This window comes from Variovorax sp. HJSM1_2, assembly GCF_049316285.1.
Taxonomy (GTDB): Bacteria; Pseudomonadota; Gammaproteobacteria; order Burkholderiales; family Burkholderiaceae_C; genus Rhodoferax_B.
Genome location: NZ_JBMOXA010000007.1, coordinates 12,749 through 37,880, shown reverse-complemented (window position 1 = coordinate 37,880; position 25,132 = coordinate 12,749). Strand labels below are relative to the sequence as shown.

Genomic DNA, 25,132 nt, shown 5'->3' with positions numbered 1-25,132 from the left:
TAGGCCTCGAATCAATTGATGTTGAGAGAGAAATTCCGCGGCGATGCTTGAATCGATCTAGGTGTAAGCAGTGCCTGCGCGATGTCTTTGCTGCCTTTGAGCGGGGCGAGCATTGGACCTATCTGAATGCAGCTCATTCGGCCTCACTCCCTGCCTGTGCGAGACCTGAAAACACAATTTCGGCATCGACATTTGTGGGCTGGTCGACTGCGGTGGAGGTGACTCGGGTTTGCTCTAGCGGCTCTTCGTCTTGTCCTCCGCCACAGGCCACCAGTGTGCTGGAAACGCTAAGTACGAATACGATATGAATGAATGTTTTCGACATGGAAAGTTCGGAGAGTTGATCAATGCCCCAAGTCTCTAAGGCATGAATAACCCTTTGCGGAACTACTTCACACTAATAAGCATGTATCTCAACTGACGACACAATGCCGCCACGTTTGAGATGGTTGATTGGAGCTGAACAATTAATTGCCATCCTCTTCCGGTGTGGGTCGGACCGGCCAACTGCAGCGCTTTAAATGGCCGAGCTTCATTGGCAAGCTGACGCAGGTGTTGCATCTGCACACATGAACCCAGTCAAATCCCTGGCCTCGGCCACCTGGGCGCCGTTGGTTGAACGCTGGAACAGTTTGTTCCCGTCGACTGGCAAGTCCCCGCTAGGGACTGGTGCGCGCGTGGCCCGCGATGTGGCGATGGAGTGCTGACCGAGAGCGAAGTGTTGCGACGCGAGCGGGGCGTTTTTGAAAACAACTTGCAGCTCAACAACCGGGAAAAGCTCAAGAGCGACGCGCGCGGCCTGGTGATGGAGGGCAACCGGCCTTTGCAGCTGGTGCGCGAAGCATCTGTGCATTGGCTTTACCTACAACAGCAGCCTATGCGGGCTGACGTGAGCAATACAGCTTGGCATGGGGCGTTGACGCGCGCAGGGATCGAGGATCTCCGTTTCCACGACTTGCGCCATACCTGGGCATCTTGGCATTGCCAAGCGGGCACATATTGCGATGAGCTGAAAGACCTGAGGGATGGAAGTCCAAAACGATGGTGGACTGCTACGCCAAATTTGCGACCGAAAACCTTTTGTCAGCGGCAATGCGGATCGAGCGCAAAGAGTAAGGGCGTCATGTGGTGGAGCTGTCACGTTTTCGTCACGGCTGGAAAGCAAAAAGCCCCGTACTTGCGTACGGGGCTTTGCAATTTCTGGCTCCCCGTCACAGACTCACTACGAACCAAACGCCTTGAGATCCCGCGGCCAAAGGTTTGGCCTGGAGTGCTGCGGTTGGCGGCGTGAGCGCTGTTACATTGGTTACTTTTAACCAAGAGGGGGCGCGATGGAGGGGCTTTTCTTTCTGATTATTTGGCTGGTGTTTTGCGTGCTGGTGGGGAAATTCGCCAGCTCGAAGGGGCGAAGCGGTGCTACCTGGGGCATCCTGGCGTTCCTGCTTTCGCCGCTGCTGATGTTTCTGATTCTGCTGTGCCTCAAAGACCTGTCTACTCAGAAGCCACAGGCTGTATACATCGCCCCCGAGCCCGGGACGAAGTTTGCGACGGGTTTTGAGAGTGCCAGCGACACCAGGGTTTGCCCTTTTTGTGCAGAGACGATCAAGCGTGGGGCTATCAAGTGCCGCTATTGCCAATCCGATCTGCCGGCCCTACCCTCCGAAGAGCCCGTGGCACCCAGTTTTTTCGCGGCTGACCCAACGCCGGCCAAGCGCGCATTGGACCCCGACGATATGGAGTGCGTGGCTTGTTCAAAACACATACCAAAGATTGCCGTGCGGTGCGCGTACTGCGGGCACAACTACAAGTTCGCATGACTTAGCTTGTTTTCTCTGGGAGTACCGAGATAACCTCGGTTTGTCGCCTGCTGCGGGCGACGTCTCCTAGATCCTCACCCGATCTCTTAAACGGTGTTGGCCTTGTGCTGACACCGTTTTTTTTCGGCCAGCGTGCCCCCTTTAAATGGCCGTGGGAGTGGCCGACCATGCCGTGGCCATGGCAAAAAAAGACTGGTCTCAAGCGCTTACCAAAGTGAACTTCAGGTGCACGGTGTGTCAGCGTGCGTTTGAGGCCGTGCCCGACCTGGTCGAGCCATACCCGGAACAGGCGTATCACCCGTTTTTGTACTTTGCGCACTGCCCGCGTGAACTGTGCCAGGCGCCCAATCAACCGCAGGCGACATGGGAGAAGGCGCTTTTGAAGGCGCACCAGGCGGCGACCGGGCCGCGCACGGCGGCTGGGCTTGCGGCGACGGCGGCGAATCTGGACGGGCACCCTACGCCTGAGGAATCTCAGCGAACCAGGTTCAACGCCATGAAGCACGGGCTGAACGCCCGCGTGGCCACGTACTTTCCGGCCAAGCCTGGGGGTTACACGTTCTGTAAGAGCTGCGACGTGGACTGGGGATGGTGTGGCCAGCAGCCTGCGTGCGTGAAGCGCGCAGAGAACTTTCTTTTGCATCACGCAGCTTTTGATCAGCGCAACCCCAAGGTGTTGGGGGCGATGCACGCCGACCTGCAGGCCGCCCTCACGTCGCTGCTGCAGATGCTGATGCAAGAGGTTTTAGGCGATGGGGTGGTGATCCGGGTGCCAAAGGTGGAACTGGCGCGGGATGGCACACCTGTGACTTTGACCTATGAGGACGAGCAGGGGAAAACGCACAAGGTGATGAGCCTTGCGGCTCACCCTGCTTTGAAGCCGATCACCGACTTGGTTTCTCGCTTGGGTCTGTCGATGACAGATCTGGGCATGACCGTGCGCGCGGCAGAACCCGATGAAGAAGAGGCCGGCGGGCGTCTGGGCCTGAGCAACACGCCGCCCGAACACTTGGAGGCGTTCAGCCAGCGCATGCTGACTGTCATGCAGGGCGCGCAACAGCTGCTGGTGAATGCCGAAACCGCCACGCGGAACGATCCGGTACTGGTGGCGCATGAAGCGCAGCAGGCCAAGCACACCCCACGCGCGACCGCGGGAGGCTCGCCATGACGCGCAGCTCTGCCGCGCAGCGTGCCAAAAGCTCGATCGTGGCTGAGCGTGAGTTGATGCGTTTTGCCTTGCCCGACCCGGTGACTGGACTCAAGCCGCATGCGCTGTGGCACAAGCACGTGCACAACGTCGAGCTTGATGCCATGCAGATCTTGAAGATGGCCGAGATGGATCTGCACCCCAACACTGTGGACTACAGCTGCCGGCGCACGGGAAAGACGGCGGTGAAAGAGATCCACGTGCTGGAGACGCTGGCCACCACCCCGTACCAAGAATGCGGCATTGTGGCGCCACGGATGCAGCAGAGTCTGAACAACCTCAACTATCAGATTGATGCGATCAAGCGCAGCCCGATCCTGAGCAGCTTTATTGCCTATAGCGCGGGGCGTCCGCAGCTCAAAGACACCGGGTTCGAGCTGATGAATCACAGCCGCGCCAGTGCCTACGGGATCATGAGCCAGATCGACGGCGACTCGATCACCATTGCGGACATGGAAGAGGTGGACGACATGCCACACGACCGGCTGATGAGCCGGTTTCTGCCTATGTTGGGCGCAGCGCGGCGCCTGGGCGTAGACAGCACGGCCACTAAGTTCAAGCCGTCGATTCGCATCACCGGGGTGTTCAAGGGTGCTGACGTCCTGCAAAGCTTGATCAATACCGGCGAATACCACGTGCTGCCGCCGGTGAATGTGCATCTGGGCGTGCAGATGGGCATGGTGGACGCCAAATGGGCGCAGTCGATGCAGCTGCAGATGCCGCCGGCCGAGTACATCCGCCAGTTCCTCTGCAAGAACGTCAAGGCACAAAACTGGATCTGGGAAGAGCACATCATGCGCGCCAACGCCCTGGGCCTAGAGGCAGGCCTGGAGCGTGCCGAGCCCATGCCAGGCCAGCGCTACAAGCGGCGCGGTCTGATTGGTCTGGGCTATGACCACACCGGCCACGGCGAAGCGCCCGAGGCCTCGAAGAGCGCGCTGGTGATTTGTGAGGTGTTGGGCAACTGGTTGACCTTTCCTTACGTGAAAGTGTGGGCGCCGGGTGTGAGCGATACCACGCTGCGCCACGACCTGGTGGCCATCTGGGACTACTTCCGGCCCGACTATGCCCTGGGGGACGCTTACGGCGTGGGGATGATGACAGCCGTGAACGATGACCTGTATCGGCGCGGGCTGACGGAGATCAACCGCGAGACGGTGAACGACGGCGAGAGCAATGCCAGCGCATGGAGCGGCTGGGCGTTTGCGCCGATTCGCTTTGAGGGCATGACCAAACACGTGATGGCCAGCGCGCTGCGCGAGGCCTTTCACCACAACCGCGCTGCCTTTCCGTACGTCGACAAGGGCTACGACCAAGAGGCCCCCGAGTGGCTGGCCTGGATGCGGCAGCTGGGCAACCTGCGTGCGCTACCGACCAAGGGTAGCTACAGCAGCTTTCAGATGGCCGACCCGAAGATTGGCGACGACTTGTTTGATGCTGCGTGTGCGGCCGTGTATTCGTTGCTGACGCGCGGCATGGCCGATGCGCCGGCGGTCATCCAGCAGCGCAAGGTGAGCCGCGAAAGCCTGATGGGCGGGCTGGCTTTGGGCATGCATTGAGCATTTTTCTTAGGGGCTGAACATGACAATTTCACGCAATGGCGACTTCGTGCTGGTGAACGAGCCGAGCTACCGGCTGGTGGCCGCAGATCACCAAAAGACACTGCGGTTTGCTGCTGCTTGTGTGGTGCAGGTGCCACGAGGCCTGCCACTGTTTTTCAGCGTGCTGCTGGAACAGGCCTCAAGCGGGGCGATCACGGTGCAAGGTGACAACGGGTTGACCGTTGGCGGCGCTGTGTCGACGGCTGAACTTGGTGCTGTACTGAAACTTGCCCATGCCTCTTCGGGCGTCTGGGATGGCCAGGCGCGAGTGGCTGGGGCTGGTGCTTCGATCGTCACCCAGGCGCCGCGCACGGGGAATTTCACGCTGACCGCTGCGGATAGCGGAACCATCATTCCGGTACTCGGTATCGTCATCGCCACGGCCAATGCGGCATCCGATATCACCGCACCAGTGGAGATTCGGCGCTACGACGCGGCGCTATTGGATGTCGTTGGCAGTGGTGTTCCCCTGATCAACCCGGCCACCGGTGCGGCCTGGGGCACCCTGCAGGTGTCTAACAAAATGGCGTCCATCATCATCATGCCCGGCAGTGTGGCGGACGAATACGCGGCGGTAAAAGTCGGCGCTTAAACCATGACAGCCGATGTTTACACCATCGCCAGCGGTGACAGCGTTTATGCGGGCTGGCCGCGCCCTAGCGTTCTGAACACTGTTGTGTTTGGCGGCGACTCGCTGACTGACCCGGGCTATGGTGAATTGCACACCGGCTATGGACTGAATGCCCGTGCTGGCGGGGTGCTGAAACCAATCGCCAACATCGGTGTTGCAGGTCACACGGTTCGCAACCTCTTGGATCGGATCAACAATCCGTGGAATGCAGCCTCCCCCGGTTTGGCGGGTTTGGGGCGTATCGGCTTTTTTGAATGTCGCATTGGCACCAACAATGCGCGGGGTGGTGTCAGCATTTCAGCGGGCATGAAGACTGACTATCAGCAGCTCATTGCTGAGGTCCTGACGAAGTACGCCGATCATTTCATCATGCATGCTGTGCCGCCCCTAAGCGCGCCTGACAACGGCGCAGGGGTGAACAGTTTCAACGCCTGGCTGGCAAGCTATTGCCCCACTGTTCCGGGTTGCACATTCATTGATGACACGACTGGCGTCAACGATGGCACTGGCGCATGGGTCGCTACCTATAAGCCAGCCGATGGCGTGCACGGTGGCACGAAAGCCGCCGCTCGCATGACGGCAGACGGCTCTGCTCCCTACAACGCTCTGATTCTCCCGCTTGGCTTGCCGAGCCCTGTCAGCAGGGTTGCGGGCGACATCTATCCGGCCAATCCGCAGTGGGTGCGCAATCCGCACAACACCGGCACAGGTGGGACCAATAGCATCGGTTCTGGCTCGATGCCGACTTACTGGAACCTCGGTCAATATGGATCCGGTTACGGTGCGTCCACATTGATTCTTGCCGCTGACGCTGGCGACAGCAACACTGATCCTTGGCTGCGGGTCAATCCAACGTCGGTCGGCAGCAGCGGTTACATGCAGCTCGTCACGTACCTGAATGGCCGTGCGATCACTGCAAGCGATCCGGCTGCTCTGGACCTCGTCATAGAGATTCGTTTCAACAACTTCGACGCAACCCGGTTCTCGATGCTGCGGGCGTTTGTCTATGGCTACCAGAACGAGAAGCTGACGGCAGACACCACAAAGCTCCAAATGGGTGATGCGGTGATGAACGGCGTGCAGGTTCTGCGCACGGCAATCCCTCGCGCCGGGACCAAGATTTCACACACAGGCGCTCAGCTCAATATCGAATTGCCATCAGGCGCGGCCTTCAGCGGCGCCATGGGTTCTTTTGACATTCGCTGCGCCACAGTTCGGGGATAAGCCATGCCAGTAGCATTACAAACGGCCAACATTCTTCAGTTCGCTGTCACTCTTTCAAATGCGGCGCCATATGGTGTTGATCGCTCGGTAACAGTTGGCGCCGGGGCCAATCGACTTACGGTTGTCAAGATCAGTAACCCAAATGGCGGCTCTAAACCTACCGGCCTAAATGTTGTTTTGGGTGGCACAGCCGGGGGTGTTGGCGGGACGGCATTGACAGAACTTGGCACAACTGCATCAGGTGGCCCGAACAGCAGCAACCTAATTTTTTACCTGATGGACCCCGCTGTTGGCGTATCCAATCTGTTTATCGGTGTCGGCTCTTGGTACGGCCAGCAGGTCATGGTTACGGTCGAGACTTACCATGATTGCGACCCGACGACGCGTATTAGTGCCGCTCAGGTTGGTGGCTCTCCCAGCAGCACGTCGCCAAATACTATCAACATCTCGGCCACGGCGGACGACATCACTATCTTCAGCTGGTGCGGCTACGGTGCGACCGGCGTGGCCCCCTTGGCGGGTCAGACTTCGTTTGGCAACTTCGGCGGCTCGCCAACACTGAACAGCATCACGGCCAACCACTCCTACAAAGCTGGGGCGTCCACCTCGGTCGGTGTGTCGTGGACTTCGGGGCAGACTCAGACATCGCGCATTGCCGCCGTGATCAAGGGGGTTGCCGCACCTGACACAACGGGGCCAAATTTGAGTAGCCCAGTTGGGACCTCAACAGGTGCCAACAGCGCAACAGTCGGCGCGACGACGGACGAAGGCAACGGCATGATGTATGCCGTGGTGACCTCCAGCGCCACCGCTCCAACAGTGGCGCAGATCAAGGCCGGGCAAGATGCCGCTGGCGTAGCGGCTGCCTGGGCTGGCAGCGTCGCCGTGTCGAGCATTGGCGCCAAAACGCTCAATGCGAGTGGGCTGACGCCAACCACGCCGTACTACAGCCACGATGTGCACACTGATGCCGCTGGCAATAACAGCAATGTCGTATCGTCGGCCAGCTTCACCACGGCAGCAGCTGGTGACAGCATCGCGCCAATCTTGTCGGCCCCAGTTGGCACCAAGACGGGAACCACAACGGCGAACGTCGGCGCAACCACCGACGAGGGCAACGGCACGATGTTCTCGGTTGTCACCACCAGTGCGACCGTGCCGACCGTTGCTCAGATCAAGGCCGGTCAAAATAACGCTGGAACGGCAGCTGCATGGGCCGGCAACCTGGGGATTACCAGCGCCGGGGCGAAGATTCTTGGCGTCACGGGCTTGCCCTCTGCCACAACGTGCTACTCGCACACGGTTCATACCGATGCTGCAAACAACAACAGCAACATCGTTTCTTCTGCAGGCTTCACCACCGATGGCGTGACCGTGTACGGACTCGATCTCAACAAGCCAGAGCTTGCCATTGGTGATTTTGTTGGCATTGAGGTTGGCCAAGGCCTGGAAATCAACAAGGCCTTCTACGTGCGCGTGAACAACGCCGCCAATGGTGACGTTGTATTGCCAAAGGCCACCAAGAACACAGACTCGGAAGGTCAGCTTGCGCGTTACACCCACGCATCACTTGCGCTGGGCACAAACTACGAAGTTGTCATTGAAGACCCATCCGACATCAAGAAGCGCGCTGTCTGCGTGATGGCGGCGACCTAACATGTTGCTGCTCAACTCACCTCGATTGCTTCTCGGGCCGGTTGGTGCCACAGCCGCCAACCTCGCATCGGCGGGCGACTTTATTTGCCCGCTCGGCAATGATCTGCCAGAGCTTCCAGGGCGTTCAACTGCGCAGGCCCTTTGGAAGTTGCTCGCGCCGTTGCCATCGAGCGGAACAACGCGTGCCAACGACTTGGGCGCTTACAACCTGTTCAAACCTGGAGACGGAACGTACGTACAGTGGTACCGGGGGTACTTCGTGCAACCGGCGCTTTCCACTGTTTATTCAGAGAGCATCACGAACAAGGTCGGTGCTGGTGGCGACACGGCTAGCCCGGAAATGGTTGGTGTCATAACAGTATCTGCCCTAACGTCCGTCAGCTACACAACCTCGATTGAGCCGGCTACAGACAACATCGGGGTTACCGCCTACCAGGTTTCGCAGGACGGCGGCAGTACCTGGATCCATAAAGGAACGACGCGCACGCATAACCATACGGGGCGCCCGCCAGGTGCGACGGATCAGGTGCGCTGGCGTGCTGGTGACGCGGCCGGCTACTGGGCAAACCCGCTGGCTATCGCTGTCACGCTGCCGTCGCCGCCTCTGCCGCCGGTGTCCAGTGGCCCGATCTCCGCAGCGGCGTATTTTCAGATGATGCTGCGTGCGGCGTCTTAGTTTTCCAACACCTGCGAGTGTTGCGATGACCGGCCACACGCACCGCTTTAAATGGCCGTGGTTCATCGGCATGCTGACGCAGATTTTCAATCTGCACTCATGAACCCAATCAAATCCCTGGCCTCGGCCACCTGGGCGCCGCTCGTAGCCGGATGGAACAGCCTGTTCCCCTCGGCCGGCAAACTGCCCAATGAAGTCGGTGCGCGCGTGGCCAGCGACTTGGCGATGGAGCGCAGCATGCGCCAGGCCATGTTTGTGGACTACGAACGGCGCGCCATGGTGGCGATGATGCGCACAATGGACTCGCAAGACGGCCGGGTGAAGATGGTGCACGGGCGCATTGCGGGTGATGTGATCCGGGGCGGGCTGGTGATGCAGACTCAAAGCCCGGTGCTGCAGCGCGAGTGGCAAGCCTTCCAAGGGCGGCTGCAGCTCAACAACGCGGAGAAGCTCAAAAGCGATGCGCGCGGCCAGGTGATGGAAGGCAACTTGCCGCTGCAGCTGGTGCTGGACGACAGCCGCCGCGTTGCTGCTGCAGTGCGCATGCCCAGCGACACGCTGGTGCCCATGACGGCGCCCAATGGCCGCTTCAAGGACCCGGCTGTGGCGTTTGAGCAGCGCGACGTGATGACCGGCCAGGTGCTGGCCCGTTTTGCGGCCTGGCAGTTGGCACTGGGGCGGCTAGACCCGCAAAACTGGGACGACATGGGCAGCATGGGGCGGCCGCTGCTGGACGGCTGCGCGTCGACCTGGCGCAAACTGGTGATGACCGAAGAAGACCTGGTGTTACGCCGGCGCATGCGTGCACCACTGCGCTTGGCGCATATCTTGGAGGGCGCCTCTACTGACGAATTGAACGTGTACCGGCAGCAGACCGAAGGCGAAAAGGGCGACATCACCACCGACTTTTATCTGAACAAAAAGGGGGGCGTGCAGGCGGTGCAGGGCGATGCCAACCTGGACCACATTGCCGATGTGGCTCACCTGCTGAGCACGTTCTTTGCCGGTACACCCGCGCCCAAGGCTTTGTTTGGGTACACCGACAACATTGCCCGTGATGTGCTTGAGGACATGAAGCGCCAGTACTACGACCACGTGGATGGCTTGCAGGACGCGCAGGGCGGCGCCTACGCGTTCGCCTTTCGCATGCATTTGCTGCTACAGGGCATCGACCCCGGGCCCGACGAGTTTTACCTGCGGTTTGCGCAGCGGCGCACCGAGACAGCCAACCAGGTGGCTGACCTGGGCCTGAAATGGATGGCGCTGGGCTTGCCAGACGAATACATCCACCGCGAGATGGGGCTGGATCCGCAGCAGATTCGTGACATGAAGATCCGCCAAGCCACAAGCAACGACCCGTACCCCAATCCCTTGAAGGTGGGACCGGATGGCCTGCCGCTTCAGCCCAGCACGCAAAACCATGTGAGCGTGACGCCAGGCAACGCACCCAAGGGCGAGAGCGCAACGGCCATTGCCGCACCTGGTGGCAATGGTGGGCGGGGCAGGAGCTAAGCGGTGAGCACTGCTAGCGACCGGGCCGCCATTCGCCGGGCGAGCCAACAAGCGCGCAACGCGATGCGCAAGCTGGATGCTGAAGGCGCGGCCGAGCTGCTGCAGATCTACCAGGCCGCTGCCGACCAGGTGCGTGCTGCCATACGGCGTGCGGCTTCTGCTGGCGACACCGTGCCCCAGCACCACCTGCGGCCCTTGCTGGCCCAGATTGACGAGCTTGTGACGGCCATGGGCGCGCAGCGCGATGCGCTGATCGCCCAGCAGCTCGACAACGCTGCCACGCTGGGTGTGCGCCCCTATACCCTGCAGGGCGTGGCCGCGACCGGGCGCGACGCGCAGGCGGTGCTGACCAGCGAAACGGCGATGCGCGTGCACGCGGCCGCCGTCGACACGGTGCGCAACTTTGTCGCCGCGGATGGCCTGCGCCTCAGTGACCGGCTTTGGCGGCTGGACCAGGGTGCGCGCGAGGCGCTGAGCCGGGCCATTACCAATGCCGTGGTGCAGGGCTGGGATGCGAGCCGCGCCGCGGCTGACCTGGCCTACGGTGGCCAGGCGGTACCGGCCCAGGTGGCGGGACGCCTGGCCGCCAGCCGCAGCGGGGCCCTGGTGCGCTTGGGTGACTTGCTGGCAGGCCAGGATGGCAGTGAAGTTTGGAAGGCCGAGCGCGTGCTGCGCACCGAGATCAACCGGGCGCACGGCGAGGCCTACATGCAGGGCGGGGAGGGCACGCCGGGCTTTGCCGGGTGGCGCTACCTGCTGAGCCCGCAGCACCCCAAACCCGACATTTGCGACCTGCTGGCAGCGCAGAACCTCTATGGACTGGGTCCGGGTGTGTACCCGACGCGTGCCGCGTGCCCGTGGCCAGCGCACCCCAACACGTTGAGCTTTGTGGAGATGGTGTTTGAAAGCGAAGTGACCGATGCTGACCGCGCTGGCAAAGAAACGGTGACCGACGCCATGGGCCGCATGCCGCCCGACGTGCGCGTGGGAATTCTGGGCGAAGAGAAAGCGGCGCTGTGGAGCGAAGGGAAGATTTCGCAGGGGATGGTGCGCAGCCCGTTGTACAGGGTAAAGGAGCGGCTTGCTAGGCAGCGGCGATAGCTTCGCCGCGCTAAAGTGTAGGCTCGACTCCGGTTAAGTGAGCGAACGTTAAGAAGGAAGGCCCGCCATGTTAAGTCCCGCAGAAATTGCCGCCGTTGCAGCTGCAGCAGCCCCTCACGCTCCGCTAGTAGAACAGATCTACAAAGATGCCTTGAGTGGTGCAATTCAGCAGTTTGGTCACGCCGCTACTGAGATTGTGAAGGCGGCTCGTCTTGCCACAATTCCATTTGTAGCAATCGGGCATCTGCGGGATCGACTCGATCGCCATCTTGAAGCTGCACTTGCCCAGGTGCCTTCCGATCGCTTGGTCAAGCCTGTAGACGCTCTGTTGTATCCAATCGCTCAGAAACTTGTTCTCGAAGAACCGGGGCGGCTTGCCGGCCTATACGTAAATTTGCTGGCACGGGCGATGGATAAAGAGCGACTGGGCGAGGCGCATCCTGGCTTTTTGTTGGTTATCAACAACCTTGCGTTGGACGAACTTCTGATGCTTGAGCGAGTTAATCGGAGGGGATGCCAAATTTTTTTCCAGAAACGGATGCAGGGGCCGTGGTTTAGTTATGGCACGGTGCTAGATGCCGTCAATGCGGAAGAGGACTTCAGCGACTCCGATAGGAGTTGGTACGCGGAGCATGTGTTTTGCGAGGACGACTATGCATATCCAGAGCAAATGAGAATGTATTTGGAGCATCTCGTAACGATGGGTGTGCTTCGTTACTCGAGTGGCCTGGTGGGCACCCCGCAGGGCGAATGGTCTCCATTTCAATATGAAGATACCAGTCACAAGTCGCACCCCGGCTGCATAGACGTGACTTTGTTTGGAAAGTTGTTTTATTCGGCATGCTGTCGGACAGAGAGCTAAAACTCCGGGTGAGTAGGCGGCCAACCTCACCCCTTTAAATGGCCGCCTGAACCCTGAATGATGGCCCCCATCGCATGGTGCGATGGAGTTCTGGCATGAAGCGTTCACGGTTGGGTTTCGTTCTGGCGGCTGCGATGGCCGCGCTGTGTGCAAAACCTTGCACCGCTGCCCCCACGGGGCGGCACTTCAAGCTGGCAGACGGGGATCACAAGGCCGCGCCCGGCCTGGTTCGTTTTCTCTCGTGCTCCATTGAACTGGCGGAGGGCACCACGCAAAAGTGGGTGACCTTGACCCGCGCCGGTAACTTCTACGACCCCCGATATGGCGACTTCAGCATCACCTTGGCGATGCTGAACGAGATGGTGCGCAACTTTGACGCACGCGTGTTGGGCCAGGACGTGGAGATTGACGTGGAGCACAGGCCTAGCAATGGCTCGGCCGCCACGATTCGCAAGCTGGCTTTGGAGAACGGCCGGCTGCGTGCATTGGTGGACTTCACGCCCTATGGCGTGGAGGCCGTGCGCGTGCGCGGGTTCAAGTATTTCAGCGCTGAGTTTCACGAAACGTGGCAGGACAACGAAGCCCGGAAGCAGCACGGCTGTGTGCTTCTGGGCGCAGGCCTTACCACGCGGCCGGTGATCAAGGGCCTTGATCCGGTGAAGCTGAGCGAAGGCGAGCACGACGACGACCACGAGATCCGCACCTGGGTCTCACCCAAACTTTTACGCGAACTTTCGGAGCATTCCATGACCCACCTCGAACAACTGCGCGCCAAGTACAAAACCTTGGGCCTGTCTGAAGACACCACCAACAAGCTGCTGGCCGAAGCCAAGAAACAACTGGATGCCGCTGGCACTGACCAGGTGAAGCTGTTGGCCGCCGTGGCCACCTGGGAATCGGTTGGCCAAAGTGTGTGCGACCAGCTCAAAAGCCTGGGCCAAGGCAACCCGGCGCAGCCGCAAAACGTGAGCATCACGCTGAGCCAGCCTGTGGACGTGGCCGCCGAGTTTGCCCGCCTGTTGGCCGAACGAGAAACCGCTGCTGCTGCTTCGGCCACCACCTTGGCCAACCTGCACAAGACGCTGAGCGAAACCATTGCCGCTGGCGACACCACGCTCACGGTCGACCAGGTGAAAGCCCTGGCGGAAGAAGTGCACCCCATGGTGACTGCCGTCAGCACCGTAGACCAGGTTAAAACGCTGGCCGAGTTGCAGGTCTCCAATGCGAAAAAGCTCAGCGCTGCCACCAAGCTGGCTGGCCTGGGCTATATCGTGCCGAATGGCAGTTTGATCACGGTCGACAGCAGCAACGAAGTGAACGGCTTGCAATCTACGCTGGACAAGCGCCTGGGCCTGGTGCGCACCGAAGGCGACAACAAGCGTTTCTTTGCCACCGGTGGCAAGCTGCTGGCTGCCAACAAGGAGTACGCCGACAAGGTGTTGGCCGAGTTTGACAGCGCCAACGGCCACCGCCTGCACAACGAGCACAAGATGCTGAGCGCGGGCGTGGGCACCATCAGTGACATCAAGGTGCCGGCCTCGGTGGAGCGCACCGTGCTGCGCGAAATGCTCTTCAACCTGGTGAGCCTGAACTTCATGGACGTGGGCACCGCCGCGTTGGCTCCCAGCTACATGATCCCGTACAGCTGGCGTGACACTACTGCGGCCGGCGTGAACAACGTTCGCCGCTACGAGCTGCAGGCGATTCAGAAGGCGGGCGTGCGGCAAGACTGGGACACCGCCTTCAACACGCCTCAAAAACTGGCATTTCAGGTGTCGAACGAAATGCAGTTGCTGCTGGGCGCTGGCCCCATCAACTTCGACCCGATCGCCGAGAACGTCGCGAACATGATCCGCATCGTGGGTGAAGACACCGAGCGTGTGAACCTCAACGAGATCGTGCGCTCTGCCGACGAGTACGGCGTGGCCACCATCACCGACACACTGACGGCGCAGGTGAACGGCACCAACAAGGTGTTTGTGACCTCGCAGTTCCCTGTGGTGCGCCCGCGCACCCAGTACGACCTGCAGGGCAATGTGGCTGTGGCTACGGCCAACCCGTTGGTGGTGACGCTGAACGCCGTGGTGCGCAACGAGTTTGTGCTGCCATCGGACGGTAGCGCCTTGCCTGCAGGCCTGTACTACGTGATGGACTACAACCTGGGCGAGCTGCGCTTCTACAACGAAGCCGGTGTGTTGCAAACGCCGACCAGTGCTTGGGTGTTGACCGTGGCCTACAGCTACACCACCAACATGGCCAAGTTCAACCTGGACCTTGGCTCGCTGACCGTGGGCCAGCTTTACGACAACCTGCTGACCGCCATTGGCAACCGCAAGGTGGTCATCGAGGACGACCGGTATTTCAACGCCGGCATGTGCTTGATGACCGGGGGCGTGAACAACGCGCTGGGCCAGGCTACCACCTTCACTGCCAACGGTTCGCGCCTGGGCACGAGCCTGAACGCTGATGGCAGCGTGGGCGTGACCAAGGGCATTCAGACCTTCAAGCCGAGCGCTCCTGGCTTGATGCTGAACGACAACCGCATCGTGATTGGCGAGCGCAACAACAGCCGTTTCCGCATGGCCAAGCCGTTTGCCATGGGCGCTTTGCAAGAGGCAAAGAACGCAGCGGGTGCCTTTATTGGCGCCAAAGAAGGCTACGGCGAGCAGTACATCGTGAGCCACACGCCTATCAACCGCAAGAACGCCGCCACCAGCCTGATCTTGTACAGCGCTGCCGGCCGCGTGGCCCGCGCCGCCTAAGCCCTGCCCATAGCCCCACCTGGCGGGCCGTCGCTTGATTGCAAGCGCACGGCCCGTTGGGCCAACGGAGAACCCCGTGGATCAAAAAGTTTATGTGTCGAACGACACCGACGCCGCCAAGTTCATTGGCGGCAAATTGCTGCAGCCCGGCGAAGGCCGCGAGTTTGACCGGGATGCAGTGCCCGGCGAGTTTCTCCCTGGCGGCGATGAGGCCGGCAACAGCGGCAACCAAGGCGATCGCACGCCGATTCGTGCCGACGAGATCCTGGCCTTCTACCAGGGCGCCAATGCCGCGCAGCTGATCGCCGCCGTGCCCGAGTACAGCGCCGAAGACTTGGCCCTGCTGGAGAGCTTCGAGCTCGAGCGCAAGCAGCCTCGCAGCACCGTGCTGGCCGCCGTTCAGGAGCGGCGCCTGACGCTGGCCGACGGCAGCCTGGGTGGCGATGGCGGCGGTAGCACTCCGCCCGCCGGTACCGGCAACGGCGAGCAGACCTAAGGCGCGCAGCAGATGGCCGGTACGATGTCTTTGCCCGACCTGGCGCTGGACCTGCAGCACAGCCTGCATGACAGCGCCACAGCCTTTGGTGCGGACGCGCTGGCCGACATGCGGCGCTTTGTGCTGCAGGCGCTGCCCGCGATGGCGCTGAAGCGCCCGCGCACCAAGCTGGGCCAGGTGCTGTTGCAGGCCGAGGTGCCGCGCTACAGCCTGGCGGACTGTGCAGACTTCTCGGCCTACAAGACGCACCTGTGGGAGCAGCGCGGATGCGCGTTGCAGCCCTGGGATGCGGGCTACCCCGGCGCCACGCCGCGCATGAGCGCCTCGAACGACGGCGCAGGGTATTGGCTGGACTTTGCGCCGGCGCCCAACGCGCTGCACATTGCCGCGCGCGGGAGCAGCTTTCGCTTCTACTACTTCGCCACCCACACGCTGGGCGATGAGCCAACCGAGAGCACGGTCAACCTGGCCGACCGTGGCCTGCTGCTGCTGCGCGCCCAGGTGGAGGCCTTGCGCGAGCTGGCCATTCGCAACGTGACCAAGCCCGTGGCCATGCGTGACGGCTACAGCGGCCAGCCGCGCAACAGCACGGCCGCGGCGCTGCACGCCCAGCTGCTGGAGATCTTTGAGGCCGCTGCCTGATGAGTACCAACACCCACACCCTGGCCGTGGTTGGTTCTTTGCGGCAACTGCCCACCGAGGTGGAGAGCGCGCTGAGCGGCGAACTGGATGCCATGGGCCGCCTGATTGAGCGCCGCCTGAAGATGACGGCGCCCAAGTGGCGCACAGCTTTGACGCAAAGCGTGCACATGAGCAGCCCCGAGCCACTGGTGCGCGAGGTGTCACCAGGTGCGGCCTATGCCAGCGCGGTGGAAGAGGGCGTGCGCCCCGGCGGGAAAGGCCTGCCGCGCTTTTTTGACCCCGCCAGCCGTTCCATCGTGCAATGGCTGCAGGGCAAGGCCTTTGGCAGCGCGCGCAAGCCGCGCAAAGGTTCGCTGAAGTTCACCGCCATGGAGCTGGAGCTGCGCGACCGCTACGAAGGCCTGGCCTGGAGCGTGCGCCATAAGGGCACCAAGGCGCGGCCCTTTGTGAAACCGGCGTTTCAGCAGCTGGAGCCCACCATGCGTGTGCGCTTGATCACGGCCGTGGAAGCGGCCATGCGCGCCAGTGCAGCGCAGGGTGGTACGGCATGAGCGTACGCAAACCCAACCCGGCGGTGGACGTGATCGAGGCCAGCCTGATGGCCGCCCTGACGACGCGCCACGTGCAGCGCAGCCTGCTGGCAGACCCGGGCAATGCGCCGCTGGAACGCCTGCAGGCCGGTGTGGTGTGCCTGGTGGTGAGCGGCGGCGGCAACTTTGCCAACTACCGTGGCCGCGAGGGCGACCTGGGCACGCTGCAGCTCAACCTGGTGGGCTTTCTGAAGGTTGCGGACGACACCGAGCCCGAAGCCATTGAGCAGGCCGAGCTTGCGCTACTGGGCGAGTTGCTGGACTGGGTGCACGAACACGCGCAGCTGCCTGGTGTGGACTCGGTTACGCCGGGGAACTGGCAGCAGAGCAAGCAGCTTGAACACCCTTACGGCTGGCTCACCCTGGGCCTGGACGTGAAGTATTGAAACCCTTTGAGGACAACCGCACCCATGAACACCAAGACCAAAACGCCCACCGCTGAAGCGGCCAACACCGCCGCCGAAACCCGCCAGCCGCTGCCTGTGCCACCTGGTGGCTGGCCGGCGGACGAGTTCACCGGCATTGGCGGCGACTACGTGCGCGACCCGTACACCGGTGTGCGCACCAAGGCGCAGCCGCCTGCAGAAGACGCCGCCCCAGTGGACGCTTGAGCGCCGCACCACCACATTTTTAGGAGCAAACCATGGCCAAGTCAGTCAAGAACATGCTGTTGACGCTAAAGGTGGAAACCACCAGCGGCACCGATGCAGCGCCCACCGCGGCAGCAAACTCCATCCTGGTGCGCAATGTCACCCTGAACCCGATCACCGCCGAGTTCGTGCAGCGCAACAACATTCGTGGCTACAAGGGCAACTTTGGCTCGCTGGCCGTGGGCGTGCACCGCGTGCTGGAGTTTGAGATTGAACTGGCGGGTGCCGGCGCCGCCGGTACCGCACCCAAGTGGGCCCCAGCCTTGAAGGCCTGCGGCTTCAGCGAAACCTTGTCTGCCAGCACCAGTGCGGTTTATCAGCCCGTGAGCAGCGGGGAGCCGACGGTGACGTGCTATGGCTACCTTGATGGCCTGCTGTTCAAGTTGACGGGCTCCAAAGGCACGGTGAGCTTCGAGCTGAACTCGAAGCAAATCCCCGTGATGAAGTACAAGTTTCTGGGCGAGTATTCGCCCGCCACGGATGTGGTACTGCCGACCACGGCGGATTTCAGCGGCTACCAGCAACCGCTCACCGTGGGCAAAGTCAACACGCCAAGCTTCAGCGCGTTCGGCCAACCCATGGTGATGCAGTCCCTCACCATGGACATGGCCAACGCTCTGGCCTACCGCGACCTGGTGGGCGCCGCCGGCCCCACCAGCGCTGACCGTTCCCCTGCGGGCTCGATGGTGGTGGAAACGGCGAGCGCAGCAGTGGTGAACTGGGGCGAGATCACACGCCTGGGCACCAAGGGCCCGTTGTCCATCGTGCACGGCACCACCGCCGGCAACATCATTCAGGCTGATGTGCCTTATGTACAGGTGACCGCTGCGCCGACGTTCAGTGAAGACAACAGCGTGTCGATGACCAACGTCTCCTTCAGCATGATCCCGAACACCGGTAACGACGAGTTCGTGCTGACCGTCAAGTAAGTCTTTCCACTTCAAAGCCAAAACCATGTTTCACCGTACCCTGAGCCCCAAATTCCCCAACACAGTGACCGTGACGGTGCTTGACGACCAAGGCAACGAAGTCGTGAACACCTTCACCGGCATCTTCAAACGGGCCACCGCTGAAGAACTCAAGGCCTTGCGCAAAATCTCCGATGAAGAGTTGGCGCGTGATCGCCTAGCTGGCTGGGAGCTGGTCGACGGCGACACCCGGGAAAACCTGCCGTTCACCCCAGAGAACCTGGACAGCGTGTTGAGCATTGCGCCGTCGGCGCGCGGCATTGCCGTGGCCTTTTGGGAAGGTGTGAACGGCGCACGCGCAAAAAACTCGTAGGGGCGGCACTGCGCTGGGCCGGGCTGGATGAGCCCGACCGGCCCGAGTCGCCGGTGGACCAGAACGTGCTGGACGGTGCCCGGGCCATGGGCGCCACGCCCGAGCAGCTCGAACAACTGAAGCGCCAATTGGCCCCGCCCGCCGACACCAGCGCCTACCAGGTGTGGCCGGAGAACTGGGACAGCCTTGAATTTTTTGTGTCCGTGGCCTCGCAATGGGTGACCACGGAGAACCGCTACACCGGCGACCGGCGGTTTGACCGGCTGGACTACGCCGGTGTGGAAGCTGCGGCGCGCATGCTGCGGCTGCCCAAGGCCAAACTGGCCGCCATGTTTACGGACCTGCAGGGCATGGAGCAGGCACTGCGCTCGGCCTCGGCCAAGGCCTTCAAACCCGAACCCCCACCGCGCGGTTTCACCTTCTAACGGCCTTGGCACGGCCTTTAAATGGCCGCGCAAACCGCGAATGATCACCCTGCCGCACGGTGCGGCAGGGCCACATCATGACGCGCGCGCACATCACAAATCTGAACTCGGGAGGGGACGCATGAGCGGCGGCGTGGGTGCGTCCACCCTGTACCAGATCGTGGTGCGCATGAAGGCCGAGCTGGGCAACCTCAAGCCTGGCATGGCCGAGGCCGCGCAAGCGGTGGACGCCGGCGCGACCAAGATCGAGGGGGCCACCAAACGGGTGGATGCCGCCAGCGAGGGCCTGGGCAGCACGCTCGAAAAACAGACCGGCGTGTTGACCAGCGCCGCGCAGGCCACCAGCGGGCTGAGTGGTGCCACCGCCTTTCTGGCCACAAGCTTGGGGTTGGCGGCTGCTGCAGGCGTGGCCTATGGGGTGATTGCGCTGCAGGTGAGCCGTGAGACCGAGCGCCAGGCCAATGCCATCACGCTCACCGGCAATGCCGCAGGCCTGGTGGCGGGGCAGATCAATGCATCAGCGCGCAACGCGGCGGCATCCATCAACGGCCTGGTGGGCAATGCCCGCGAAACCATGGAGGCCCTGGTGGCCACCGGCCGCGTGGGTGGTGAGAGCCTGGAGAGCGTGGCCAAGGGTGTGGAGCTGGTGACGCAGTTCAGCGGCAAGAGCCGCGACACGGTAACCGCTGACTTTGCCAGCATGGGTGACGGCGTGGCTAAGTGGGCGGCCAAACACAATGAGCAATACCACTACCTGACGCTGGATCAGTACAAGTACATCGAGGGCCTGGAGAAGGCGGGCGAAACGCAGAAGGCCATGGCGGCCAACAGCGACATCCTGGCCCAGCATCTGGGCGGCGACCTGACCAAGAACCTGGGCACGCTGGAGAAGGCCTGGCAGGGCGTGCGCAACTGGGCCAGTCGCGCCTGGGATGCCATGCTGGACCTTGGCCGCGAGGACACGCTGGCCCAGCAGATCGAGGCGATCGACAAGCAGCTGAACTACCTGGCCACCCAGAAGACGCCCAAGCGCGGCGCTGCGGTGCAAGACCAGTTGCGCGAGTCGCTGCTGGCCCGCAAGGCCGAGCTGCAGGCGAACCAGGCGAATGAGGCTGCGAATGCTTTTCTGAAAGCCCAGAGCGCCAAGCTTGAGCAAAAGGCCATTGATGACTACATCGAAGGCCAGAAGAAAAAGACCCCGTCGCGCGCTGCCGAGCTGAGCGACTACGACAAGCTGATCGACAAGCTGGGCAAGGAATTGCCACGCGCTGCGGCTGAGGCCGAGGGCGCGCAGCTGGGCTACAACAAGGCACAGATTGAGTTCTTGGCGCTGACCAAGAGCGACGAATGGGCCAAGTTCACGGCCGCGCAGCGCGCCACAGTGACGGCGCTGTATGAACGCAAGGCCGCCAGCGAGATGGTGGAGAAGGCCACCAAGGACGAACTGAAGACCGCCAGCGACGTGGCCAAGACCCGCCAGGCCATGCTCGACAAAGAAACCAGCAGCGTGGCCGTCTGGATGAACGCGCAGCAGGCCGCGAGCGAGAAAGCCCTGGCCAGCGTGCGCGACCGGGCCAACAGCCTGCTGGATGAAGAGGCCGCCGCCAAGCTGGCCGCCCAAAAGAACATCAGCCTGGCGCAGGCAATTGAAGAAGTGACCATTGCCCGCCTCAAAGAAAAGCAGTCGCGCTTTTGGGAGGGGAGCGAGGGCTACCAGGCTGTGCAGCAGGAGATTGATGCGCGCCGCGAGCTGCTGACGCTGATCAACACCAAAGCGCAGCGCGAGGAGTCTGAGAACTTCTGGAAGTCGGTGGACCAGACGGCGCACGACACGTTTGTGAATGTGGCCGACTGGGGCGACGACGCGTTTAAACGCATCGGCAAAACGCTGCAGTCGTCGGTGCTAGACGTGCTGTACCAACTGGCCAAGCAGACCTTTGTGGTGAACATCGGGGCCAACGTGACGGGCTCTGCGGCCTCGGCCGCGGCTGGCGGCAGCGGATCCTCGGGCCTTGGCAGCCTGGGGAACGTGGGCAGCCTGCTGTCTGGCACGGGGTCGATTGCCGCAGGGTTCACGGGGGCCTGGGGTGCGGGCGGGGGCATCTTGTCGACCTTGAACGCTGGGGCCAGCCTGTTGGGAACGGGGACGCTGTCTGGCATTGGCAGTGGCTTGGGGGTGATGGCCGGCGCCTTGGGCCCCATTGCCTTGGGCGTTGCTGCCGTGGCCATGCTCGCCAAAAAATTTACCAGTGGCGGTGGCCCCAAGTCTGAGGGCGGCTACAACAGCGGCGCGCTGCTGAACGTGAACAACCGGCTGATGGGGTCGAGCGCCGGCAGCTACAGCTATGGCGGGGCGAATGACAGCCAGGCGCAGCAGATTGTGGAGTCGGTGGGGGCCAGCTATGCCTCGGCCGCTGCAGCGCTGGGCGGCAAGGCCGGCGCTTACACCGGGGGCGCGTTTGTGGCCACAGACCCCAAGGGCAAGGCGCAAACGCAGCTGGTGCTGGACGCCCAGTTGAACGGCGCCACGGTGTACAGCCGTGGCGCCGAGCTGGGCGGCGTGGAAAACGTGGGCCGCAGCGAAGCGGAGCTGACCGCCGCCGTGACGCTGGCCAGCAGCAAAGCGCTGGTGAAGCTGCTGCAAAACACCGACCTCGACCCCAACATCAATGGCTTCATTCGCAGCCTGGACACGGCCAGCATGTCGGTGGCCGAGATCACTGCGGCCCTGGATCGGGCCAGCGCGTACACCAGTTTCATGCAGTCGGTGCAAAAGCTGCCGTTTGCCAACCTGAAGGTGGTGGGCATGGAGGCGGCCGAGGCGTTGGTGGCCACCGCCGGTGGGCTGGACGCCTTGCAGTCGAAGCTGGCCAGCTACGAGCAGAACTACTACACCGAGGCCGAGCGCACCGCCAACACCACGGCCATAGTGACCAACACGCTGAACAGCCTTGGCCTGGCCATGCCAGACGTGGCAGCGAAGAGCGATGCCGCGCGGCAACAGCTGCGCAGCTACATCGAGGCGCAAGACCTGAACACCGAAGCTGGGCGCAACACCTGGAACACGTTGATGGGCATTACCGATGCGTTTGCTTCGATCACCAACGGCGGCAAAGCTGCTGCCGAGGAACTGATGGACTCGGTGGGGGCCGTGTTTGATGTCCTCAAGGACAGCGTGGCCGACCTGTATGGCAGCGTGAGCAGCACCGCCGGCATGCAAGCCAGTGCGGGCCAGGCCTTTATCGACCAAGCGCTGAGCACGGCACAAAAGAGCGGCTACCTGCCCGACGATGCGACCCTGCGCGAAGCCATCGCCGCGGCGCGCAGCGCAGTGGAAAACGGCAGCTATGCCTCGGCCGCTGAAGAGCAGCGCGCGCGCCTGCTGCTGGCGGGCAAGCTGGATGCATTGCTGCAGATCTCGGGCAAGCAACTGAACGCGGCCGAGAGCGCGGCAGGGCAGACGCTGACCAGCATTCCGGCGTTTGCCGGTGGTGGCGACCACAGCGGTGGCTTGCGCCTGGTAGGCGAGAACGGCTGGGAGGTGGAGGCCACGGGCCCGGCCAGGTACTGGAACCAGGCGCAGCTGGGCCAAGCGATGCGCAGCGGAGGGGCGGGCAGCGACAGTGGCTTGGCGCAGTTGATGAACCGACTGATTGCAGAGGTGAGCGAGGCGCGCAGTGAATCGCGCGTGGGTACGGTAGCGCTGCTGGACCTGCTGGAGCTCTGGGAAAAGTTTGATGGACAGGGCCTGCCCCCTGAGCGTGCGACCCTATGAGCACGATGATGAAGATCGTGGACCCGATGGACCTGCCGCTGACGATGGGCAGTTTTGCTCGGGCCAGTGTGGCCACCTGCTTTGCAAGCGACGGCAGTATGCAGACGGTGGCGGCCAATGTGCCGCGCATTACCCATGATCCGGTGACGCTGCAATGCCTGGGTGCGTTGATCGAGGGCGCGGCCACCAATCTGCTGCTCAACAGCCTGGCGCTGTCGACGCAAAGCGTCACCGTGGCAGCGGTTCCCCATACGCTGAGCTGGTTTGGCACGGGCAGCATTGCGCTGAGCGGTGTGTACAGCTCGGGCGGGCCTGTGGGCGGGGCTGGAGCATACCCAGCGCGGCGGTCGATCACGTTCACGCCCACAGCCGGCACGTTGACCCTGACGGTCATTGGCGTGGTGGCATACGCGAACCTGGAGCCGAGCAAGACTGTCGCGAGTAGTTGGATCCCGACCAACGGCGCTGCCGCCACGCGTGCGGCCGATGTGTTGACCGGCACGGGGTTGCTTTACAGCAGCGTGCCTGAACCGGACACAGGTGAGGCGCCATGGAACGCAGGCACCACCTACAACTTGCTGCAGACCTGCTACGACCCTGCAACGCACACGGTGTACGAGTCGGCAAAGGAGTCGCCCGCCAACCTCAACAAGAACCCAGCCCTGGCCGCGAATGCAGCTTACTGGAATGTGCGGGACAAGACCAACCGCTGGGGCATGTTCGATGACCAGGTCAGCACGCCCACCACCGCCAACAACACCATTGTGTTGTTGCTGCGCCCACCGGGCGTGATTGACACCGTTGGGCTGATGGGCCTGGTGGGTGGGCACGTCACCCTGACGCAGCACGTGGCAGCTGGCGGGCGGTTGATTTCGGCGCGCACCAAGTCGTTGGATGGCTCGCTTGCCGAGGATTACTGGGAATGGTGTTTCGACCCCTTTATTCAGGTCGAGAAGGCCCTTTTCAGTAACTTGGCCCCGTATGCCGATGGCTTGATCACCGTGGTGTTGGAGGGCAATGGGCCGGTGGCCTGCGGCTTTTTCACCATGGGTGTGAGCTACGACATCGGTGAATGCAACTTTGGCGCTGACAGCGATTTTGTGGACTGGAGCCAGGTCACGCGCAACAAGTACGGCGTGACTACGCGTATCGCTGGGAACAGCTCGTTCGACAACAGCTATGAGATTCACGTGCCTGCCGGGCTGATGCCGCGCGTGACCTGGCTGCGCAAGAAGATTGGCAGCAAGCCTGCGCTCTACATCCCCAGTGAAGAGGTGCAGTTCGATGCCTTGGTGAATTTCGCCAGCATGTCGCGCTGGCGCTTCACCTTCCAAAAACCTACTTACACCATCACGAATCTGGCGGTGAAAGGACTGACATGACTCTTCCTGTGGAACCGCCCTATGTGGACCTTGCACCGAGCCCAGCCCCGGACCGAGAGGACAAGCTGACGTTTCCGGGCCGCATGCAGTTAATGGTGAACTGGTGGGCTAACTTCAGCGCGCAGATAAACGCCGCGCTGCTGGCCAACTTCACCAATGCCACGGCGGCGAAAGAATTTGCCGACGCCTCGGGCGTGGCGCTGGCCGGGGCCAACTTCAAAGGGAACTGGTCGGCTCTTTCTGGTGCTCTATCGCGGCCTGCATCGGTGCTCCATGCTGGCTCATATTGGCTCTTGATGGTGGACCTGCCCAACGTGGCGGCCAGCACGCCTGGAGTGTCGGGGGATTGGACGCCGTTGGATCCGCCCGGCAAGTACTTTGGGGCCGGCACTCGCATTGCCTTTGCCCAGGTCGCAGCCCCTACTGGCTGGACGCGCGACACCTCGGACAACGCGAACAACCGCATGTTGCGTGTCGTGTCGTCGGGGGCTGGGGGTGGGGTGGGCGGCTCGCACAGCCCGATCCTGAACAACGTGGTGCCAAACCACACGCACGGATTTAGCACCGGCACCGAGAGTTCCAGCCATAACCATCCCGCGAGTGACTTAGGGCACCAACACCGCTACAGCAACGGTAACAACCAGAACAGCTCACCTGGATCTGGGGCGCCTGGCTACCCAGGCTCAGGAGGGGACTACACGGAGACCGGCTATGCGGTGATTTCCGTGGGCGGGCAATCCACCTCACACACCCACTCCGGCACCACTGACAACGGTTCAAGCGGGACCAACTGGGTGCCGCGCTACATCGATTTGATCATCTGCACGAAAAACTAGGAGCCA

At 62.1% G+C, this 25,132-nt stretch carries 25 protein-coding genes; 24 read left to right on the top strand and 1 reads right to left on the bottom strand.

Translation table 11 applies throughout. The features are described 5' to 3' along the window. Positions 1-133: 133 nt before the first annotated feature. The gene (locus ACFQ95_RS09585; RefSeq protein WP_422830633.1) at positions 134-325 is read right to left on the bottom strand and encodes a hypothetical protein; all 192 of its coding nucleotides are present in this window, start codon (positions 323-325) and stop codon (positions 134-136) included. 244 nt (positions 326-569) lie between these two features. On the opposite strand from ACFQ95_RS09585, the gene ACFQ95_RS09580 reads away from it, so the two are divergent. The 24 genes from ACFQ95_RS09580 to ACFQ95_RS09465 all read left to right on the top strand — a co-directional run bounded on the left by ACFQ95_RS09580 (position 570) and on the right by ACFQ95_RS09465 (position 25,126). Continuing rightward, the gene (locus ACFQ95_RS09580; RefSeq protein WP_422830632.1) at positions 570-707 is read left to right on the top strand and encodes a hypothetical protein; all 138 of its coding nucleotides are present in this window, start codon (positions 570-572) and stop codon (positions 705-707) included. Then, a complete protein-coding gene (locus ACFQ95_RS09575; RefSeq protein WP_422830631.1) occupies positions 701-1,291 on the top strand; it encodes a tyrosine-type recombinase/integrase in 591 nt (196 codons plus the stop codon). The genes ACFQ95_RS09580 and ACFQ95_RS09575 overlap by 7 nt, the downstream gene beginning before the upstream one ends. Before the next feature lie 40 nt (positions 1,292-1,331). Beyond that, positions 1,332-1,817 (top strand): double zinc ribbon domain-containing protein, encoded by a 486-nt coding sequence (locus ACFQ95_RS09570; protein WP_422830630.1) that lies wholly within the window; start codon positions 1,332-1,334, stop codon positions 1,815-1,817. A 178-nt stretch (positions 1,818-1,995) separates the two neighbouring features. Beyond that, positions 1,996-2,985 (top strand): hypothetical protein, encoded by a 990-nt coding sequence (locus ACFQ95_RS09565; RefSeq protein ID WP_422830629.1) that lies wholly within the window; start codon positions 1,996-1,998, stop codon positions 2,983-2,985. Beyond that, positions 2,982-4,583, top strand: coding sequence for a hypothetical protein (locus ACFQ95_RS09560; protein WP_422830628.1), 1,602 nt, complete (start codon positions 2,982-2,984; stop codon positions 4,581-4,583). The genes ACFQ95_RS09565 and ACFQ95_RS09560 overlap by 4 nt, the downstream gene beginning before the upstream one ends. A 22-nt stretch (positions 4,584-4,605) precedes the next feature. Then, the gene (locus ACFQ95_RS09555; RefSeq protein ID WP_422830627.1) at positions 4,606-5,217 is read left to right on the top strand and encodes a hypothetical protein; all 612 of its coding nucleotides are present in this window, start codon (positions 4,606-4,608) and stop codon (positions 5,215-5,217) included. A 3-nt stretch (positions 5,218-5,220) separates the two neighbouring features. Beyond that, positions 5,221-6,480: an SGNH/GDSL hydrolase family protein gene (locus tag ACFQ95_RS09550; protein ID WP_422830626.1), complete on the top strand. Its 1,260-nt coding sequence runs from the start codon at positions 5,221-5,223 to the stop codon at positions 6,478-6,480. A 3-nt stretch (positions 6,481-6,483) separates the two neighbouring features. Beyond that, positions 6,484-8,136 (top strand): hypothetical protein, encoded by a 1,653-nt coding sequence (locus ACFQ95_RS09545; RefSeq protein ID WP_422830625.1) that lies wholly within the window; start codon positions 6,484-6,486, stop codon positions 8,134-8,136. 1 nt (position 8,137) lies between these two features. Further along, positions 8,138-8,812, top strand: coding sequence for a hypothetical protein (locus ACFQ95_RS09540; RefSeq protein WP_422830624.1), 675 nt, complete (start codon positions 8,138-8,140; stop codon positions 8,810-8,812). A gap of 99 nt (positions 8,813-8,911) precedes the next feature. Then, positions 8,912-10,324 carry a hypothetical protein gene (locus tag ACFQ95_RS09535; RefSeq protein ID WP_422830623.1) on the top strand — a complete coding sequence of 471 codons (1,413 nt, stop codon included), beginning with the start codon at positions 8,912-8,914 and terminating at the stop codon, positions 10,322-10,324. 3 nt (positions 10,325-10,327) lie between these two features. Continuing rightward, the gene (locus tag ACFQ95_RS09530; RefSeq protein WP_422830622.1) at positions 10,328-11,425 is read left to right on the top strand and encodes a hypothetical protein; all 1,098 of its coding nucleotides are present in this window, start codon (positions 10,328-10,330) and stop codon (positions 11,423-11,425) included. 67 nt (positions 11,426-11,492) lie between these two features. Then, positions 11,493-12,287, top strand: a complete 795-nt coding sequence (locus ACFQ95_RS09525; protein WP_422830621.1) for an Abi-alpha family protein — start codon at positions 11,493-11,495, stop codon at positions 12,285-12,287. Between the two features lie 95 nt (positions 12,288-12,382). Continuing rightward, positions 12,383-15,049, top strand: a complete 2,667-nt coding sequence (locus ACFQ95_RS09520; RefSeq protein ID WP_422830620.1) for a phage protease — start codon at positions 12,383-12,385, stop codon at positions 15,047-15,049. Positions 15,050-15,125: 76 nt separating this feature from the next. Beyond that, the gene (locus ACFQ95_RS09515; protein WP_422830619.1) at positions 15,126-15,545 is read left to right on the top strand and encodes a hypothetical protein; all 420 of its coding nucleotides are present in this window, start codon (positions 15,126-15,128) and stop codon (positions 15,543-15,545) included. Positions 15,546-15,569: 24 nt separating this feature from the next. Continuing rightward, positions 15,570-16,187: a hypothetical protein gene (locus tag ACFQ95_RS09510; RefSeq protein WP_422830618.1), complete on the top strand. Its 618-nt coding sequence runs from the start codon at positions 15,570-15,572 to the stop codon at positions 16,185-16,187. Continuing rightward, entirely contained in the window at positions 16,187-16,738 is a 552-nt protein-coding gene (locus ACFQ95_RS09505; RefSeq protein WP_422830617.1) for a hypothetical protein, read from the top strand. Before ACFQ95_RS09510 ends, ACFQ95_RS09505 begins: the two co-directional genes overlap by 1 nt. Beyond that, complete coding sequence (locus ACFQ95_RS09500; protein ID WP_422830616.1) at positions 16,735-17,163, top strand: hypothetical protein; 429 nt, start codon at positions 16,735-16,737, stop codon at positions 17,161-17,163. Before ACFQ95_RS09505 ends, ACFQ95_RS09500 begins: the two co-directional genes overlap by 4 nt. A 24-nt stretch (positions 17,164-17,187) precedes the next feature. Then, complete coding sequence (locus ACFQ95_RS09495; protein WP_422830615.1) at positions 17,188-17,388, top strand: hypothetical protein; 201 nt, start codon at positions 17,188-17,190, stop codon at positions 17,386-17,388. Positions 17,389-17,420: 32 nt separating this feature from the next. After that, complete coding sequence (locus ACFQ95_RS09490; RefSeq protein WP_422830614.1) at positions 17,421-18,356, top strand: hypothetical protein; 936 nt, start codon at positions 17,421-17,423, stop codon at positions 18,354-18,356. Positions 18,357-18,381: 25 nt separating this feature from the next. Then, positions 18,382-18,708, top strand: coding sequence for a hypothetical protein (locus ACFQ95_RS09485; RefSeq protein ID WP_422830613.1), 327 nt, complete (start codon positions 18,382-18,384; stop codon positions 18,706-18,708). Then, complete coding sequence (locus tag ACFQ95_RS09480; RefSeq protein ID WP_422830612.1) at positions 18,669-19,133, top strand: DUF1799 domain-containing protein; 465 nt, start codon at positions 18,669-18,671, stop codon at positions 19,131-19,133. Before ACFQ95_RS09485 ends, ACFQ95_RS09480 begins: the two co-directional genes overlap by 40 nt. Before the next feature lie 121 nt (positions 19,134-19,254). Continuing rightward, positions 19,255-22,908, top strand: coding sequence for a phage tail length tape measure family protein (locus ACFQ95_RS09475; protein ID WP_422830611.1), 3,654 nt, complete (start codon positions 19,255-19,257; stop codon positions 22,906-22,908). Next, a complete protein-coding gene (locus ACFQ95_RS09470; RefSeq protein WP_422830610.1) occupies positions 22,905-24,290 on the top strand; it encodes a hypothetical protein in 1,386 nt (461 codons plus the stop codon). Before ACFQ95_RS09475 ends, ACFQ95_RS09470 begins: the two co-directional genes overlap by 4 nt. After that, the gene (locus ACFQ95_RS09465) at positions 24,287-25,126 is read left to right on the top strand and encodes a hypothetical protein (protein WP_422830609.1); all 840 of its coding nucleotides are present in this window, start codon (positions 24,287-24,289) and stop codon (positions 25,124-25,126) included. Before ACFQ95_RS09470 ends, ACFQ95_RS09465 begins: the two co-directional genes overlap by 4 nt. Positions 25,127-25,132: the final 6 nt, after the last annotated feature.

Coding starts and splice junctions, on each gene's coding strand:
- ACFQ95_RS09585 (WP_422830633.1), bottom strand. CDS start 325: ATGTCGAAAACATTCATTCATATCGTATTCGTACTTAGCGTTTCCAGC.
- ACFQ95_RS09580 (WP_422830632.1), top strand. CDS start 570: ATGAACCCAGTCAAATCCCTGGCCTCGGCCACCTGGGCGCCGTTGGTT.
- ACFQ95_RS09570 (WP_422830630.1), top strand. CDS start 1,332: ATGGAGGGGCTTTTCTTTCTGATTATTTGGCTGGTGTTTTGCGTGCTG.
- ACFQ95_RS09565 (WP_422830629.1), top strand. CDS start 1,996: ATGGCAAAAAAAGACTGGTCTCAAGCGCTTACCAAAGTGAACTTCAGG.
- ACFQ95_RS09560 (WP_422830628.1), top strand. CDS start 2,982: ATGACGCGCAGCTCTGCCGCGCAGCGTGCCAAAAGCTCGATCGTGGCT.
- ACFQ95_RS09555 (WP_422830627.1), top strand. CDS start 4,606: ATGACAATTTCACGCAATGGCGACTTCGTGCTGGTGAACGAGCCGAGC.
- ACFQ95_RS09550 (WP_422830626.1), top strand. CDS start 5,221: ATGACAGCCGATGTTTACACCATCGCCAGCGGTGACAGCGTTTATGCG.
- ACFQ95_RS09545 (WP_422830625.1), top strand. CDS start 6,484: ATGCCAGTAGCATTACAAACGGCCAACATTCTTCAGTTCGCTGTCACT.
- ACFQ95_RS09540 (WP_422830624.1), top strand. CDS start 8,138: ATGTTGCTGCTCAACTCACCTCGATTGCTTCTCGGGCCGGTTGGTGCC.
- ACFQ95_RS09535 (WP_422830623.1), top strand. CDS start 8,912: ATGAACCCAATCAAATCCCTGGCCTCGGCCACCTGGGCGCCGCTCGTA.
- ACFQ95_RS09525 (WP_422830621.1), top strand. CDS start 11,493: ATGTTAAGTCCCGCAGAAATTGCCGCCGTTGCAGCTGCAGCAGCCCCT.
- ACFQ95_RS09520 (WP_422830620.1), top strand. CDS start 12,383: ATGAAGCGTTCACGGTTGGGTTTCGTTCTGGCGGCTGCGATGGCCGCG.
- ACFQ95_RS09510 (WP_422830618.1), top strand. CDS start 15,570: ATGTCTTTGCCCGACCTGGCGCTGGACCTGCAGCACAGCCTGCATGAC.
- ACFQ95_RS09505 (WP_422830617.1), top strand. CDS start 16,187: ATGAGTACCAACACCCACACCCTGGCCGTGGTTGGTTCTTTGCGGCAA.
- ACFQ95_RS09500 (WP_422830616.1), top strand. CDS start 16,735: ATGAGCGTACGCAAACCCAACCCGGCGGTGGACGTGATCGAGGCCAGC.
- ACFQ95_RS09495 (WP_422830615.1), top strand. CDS start 17,188: ATGAACACCAAGACCAAAACGCCCACCGCTGAAGCGGCCAACACCGCC.
- ACFQ95_RS09490 (WP_422830614.1), top strand. CDS start 17,421: ATGGCCAAGTCAGTCAAGAACATGCTGTTGACGCTAAAGGTGGAAACC.
- ACFQ95_RS09485 (WP_422830613.1), top strand. CDS start 18,382: ATGTTTCACCGTACCCTGAGCCCCAAATTCCCCAACACAGTGACCGTG.
- ACFQ95_RS09475 (WP_422830611.1), top strand. CDS start 19,255: ATGAGCGGCGGCGTGGGTGCGTCCACCCTGTACCAGATCGTGGTGCGC.
- ACFQ95_RS09470 (WP_422830610.1), top strand. CDS start 22,905: ATGAGCACGATGATGAAGATCGTGGACCCGATGGACCTGCCGCTGACG.
- ACFQ95_RS09465 (WP_422830609.1), top strand. CDS start 24,287: ATGACTCTTCCTGTGGAACCGCCCTATGTGGACCTTGCACCGAGCCCA.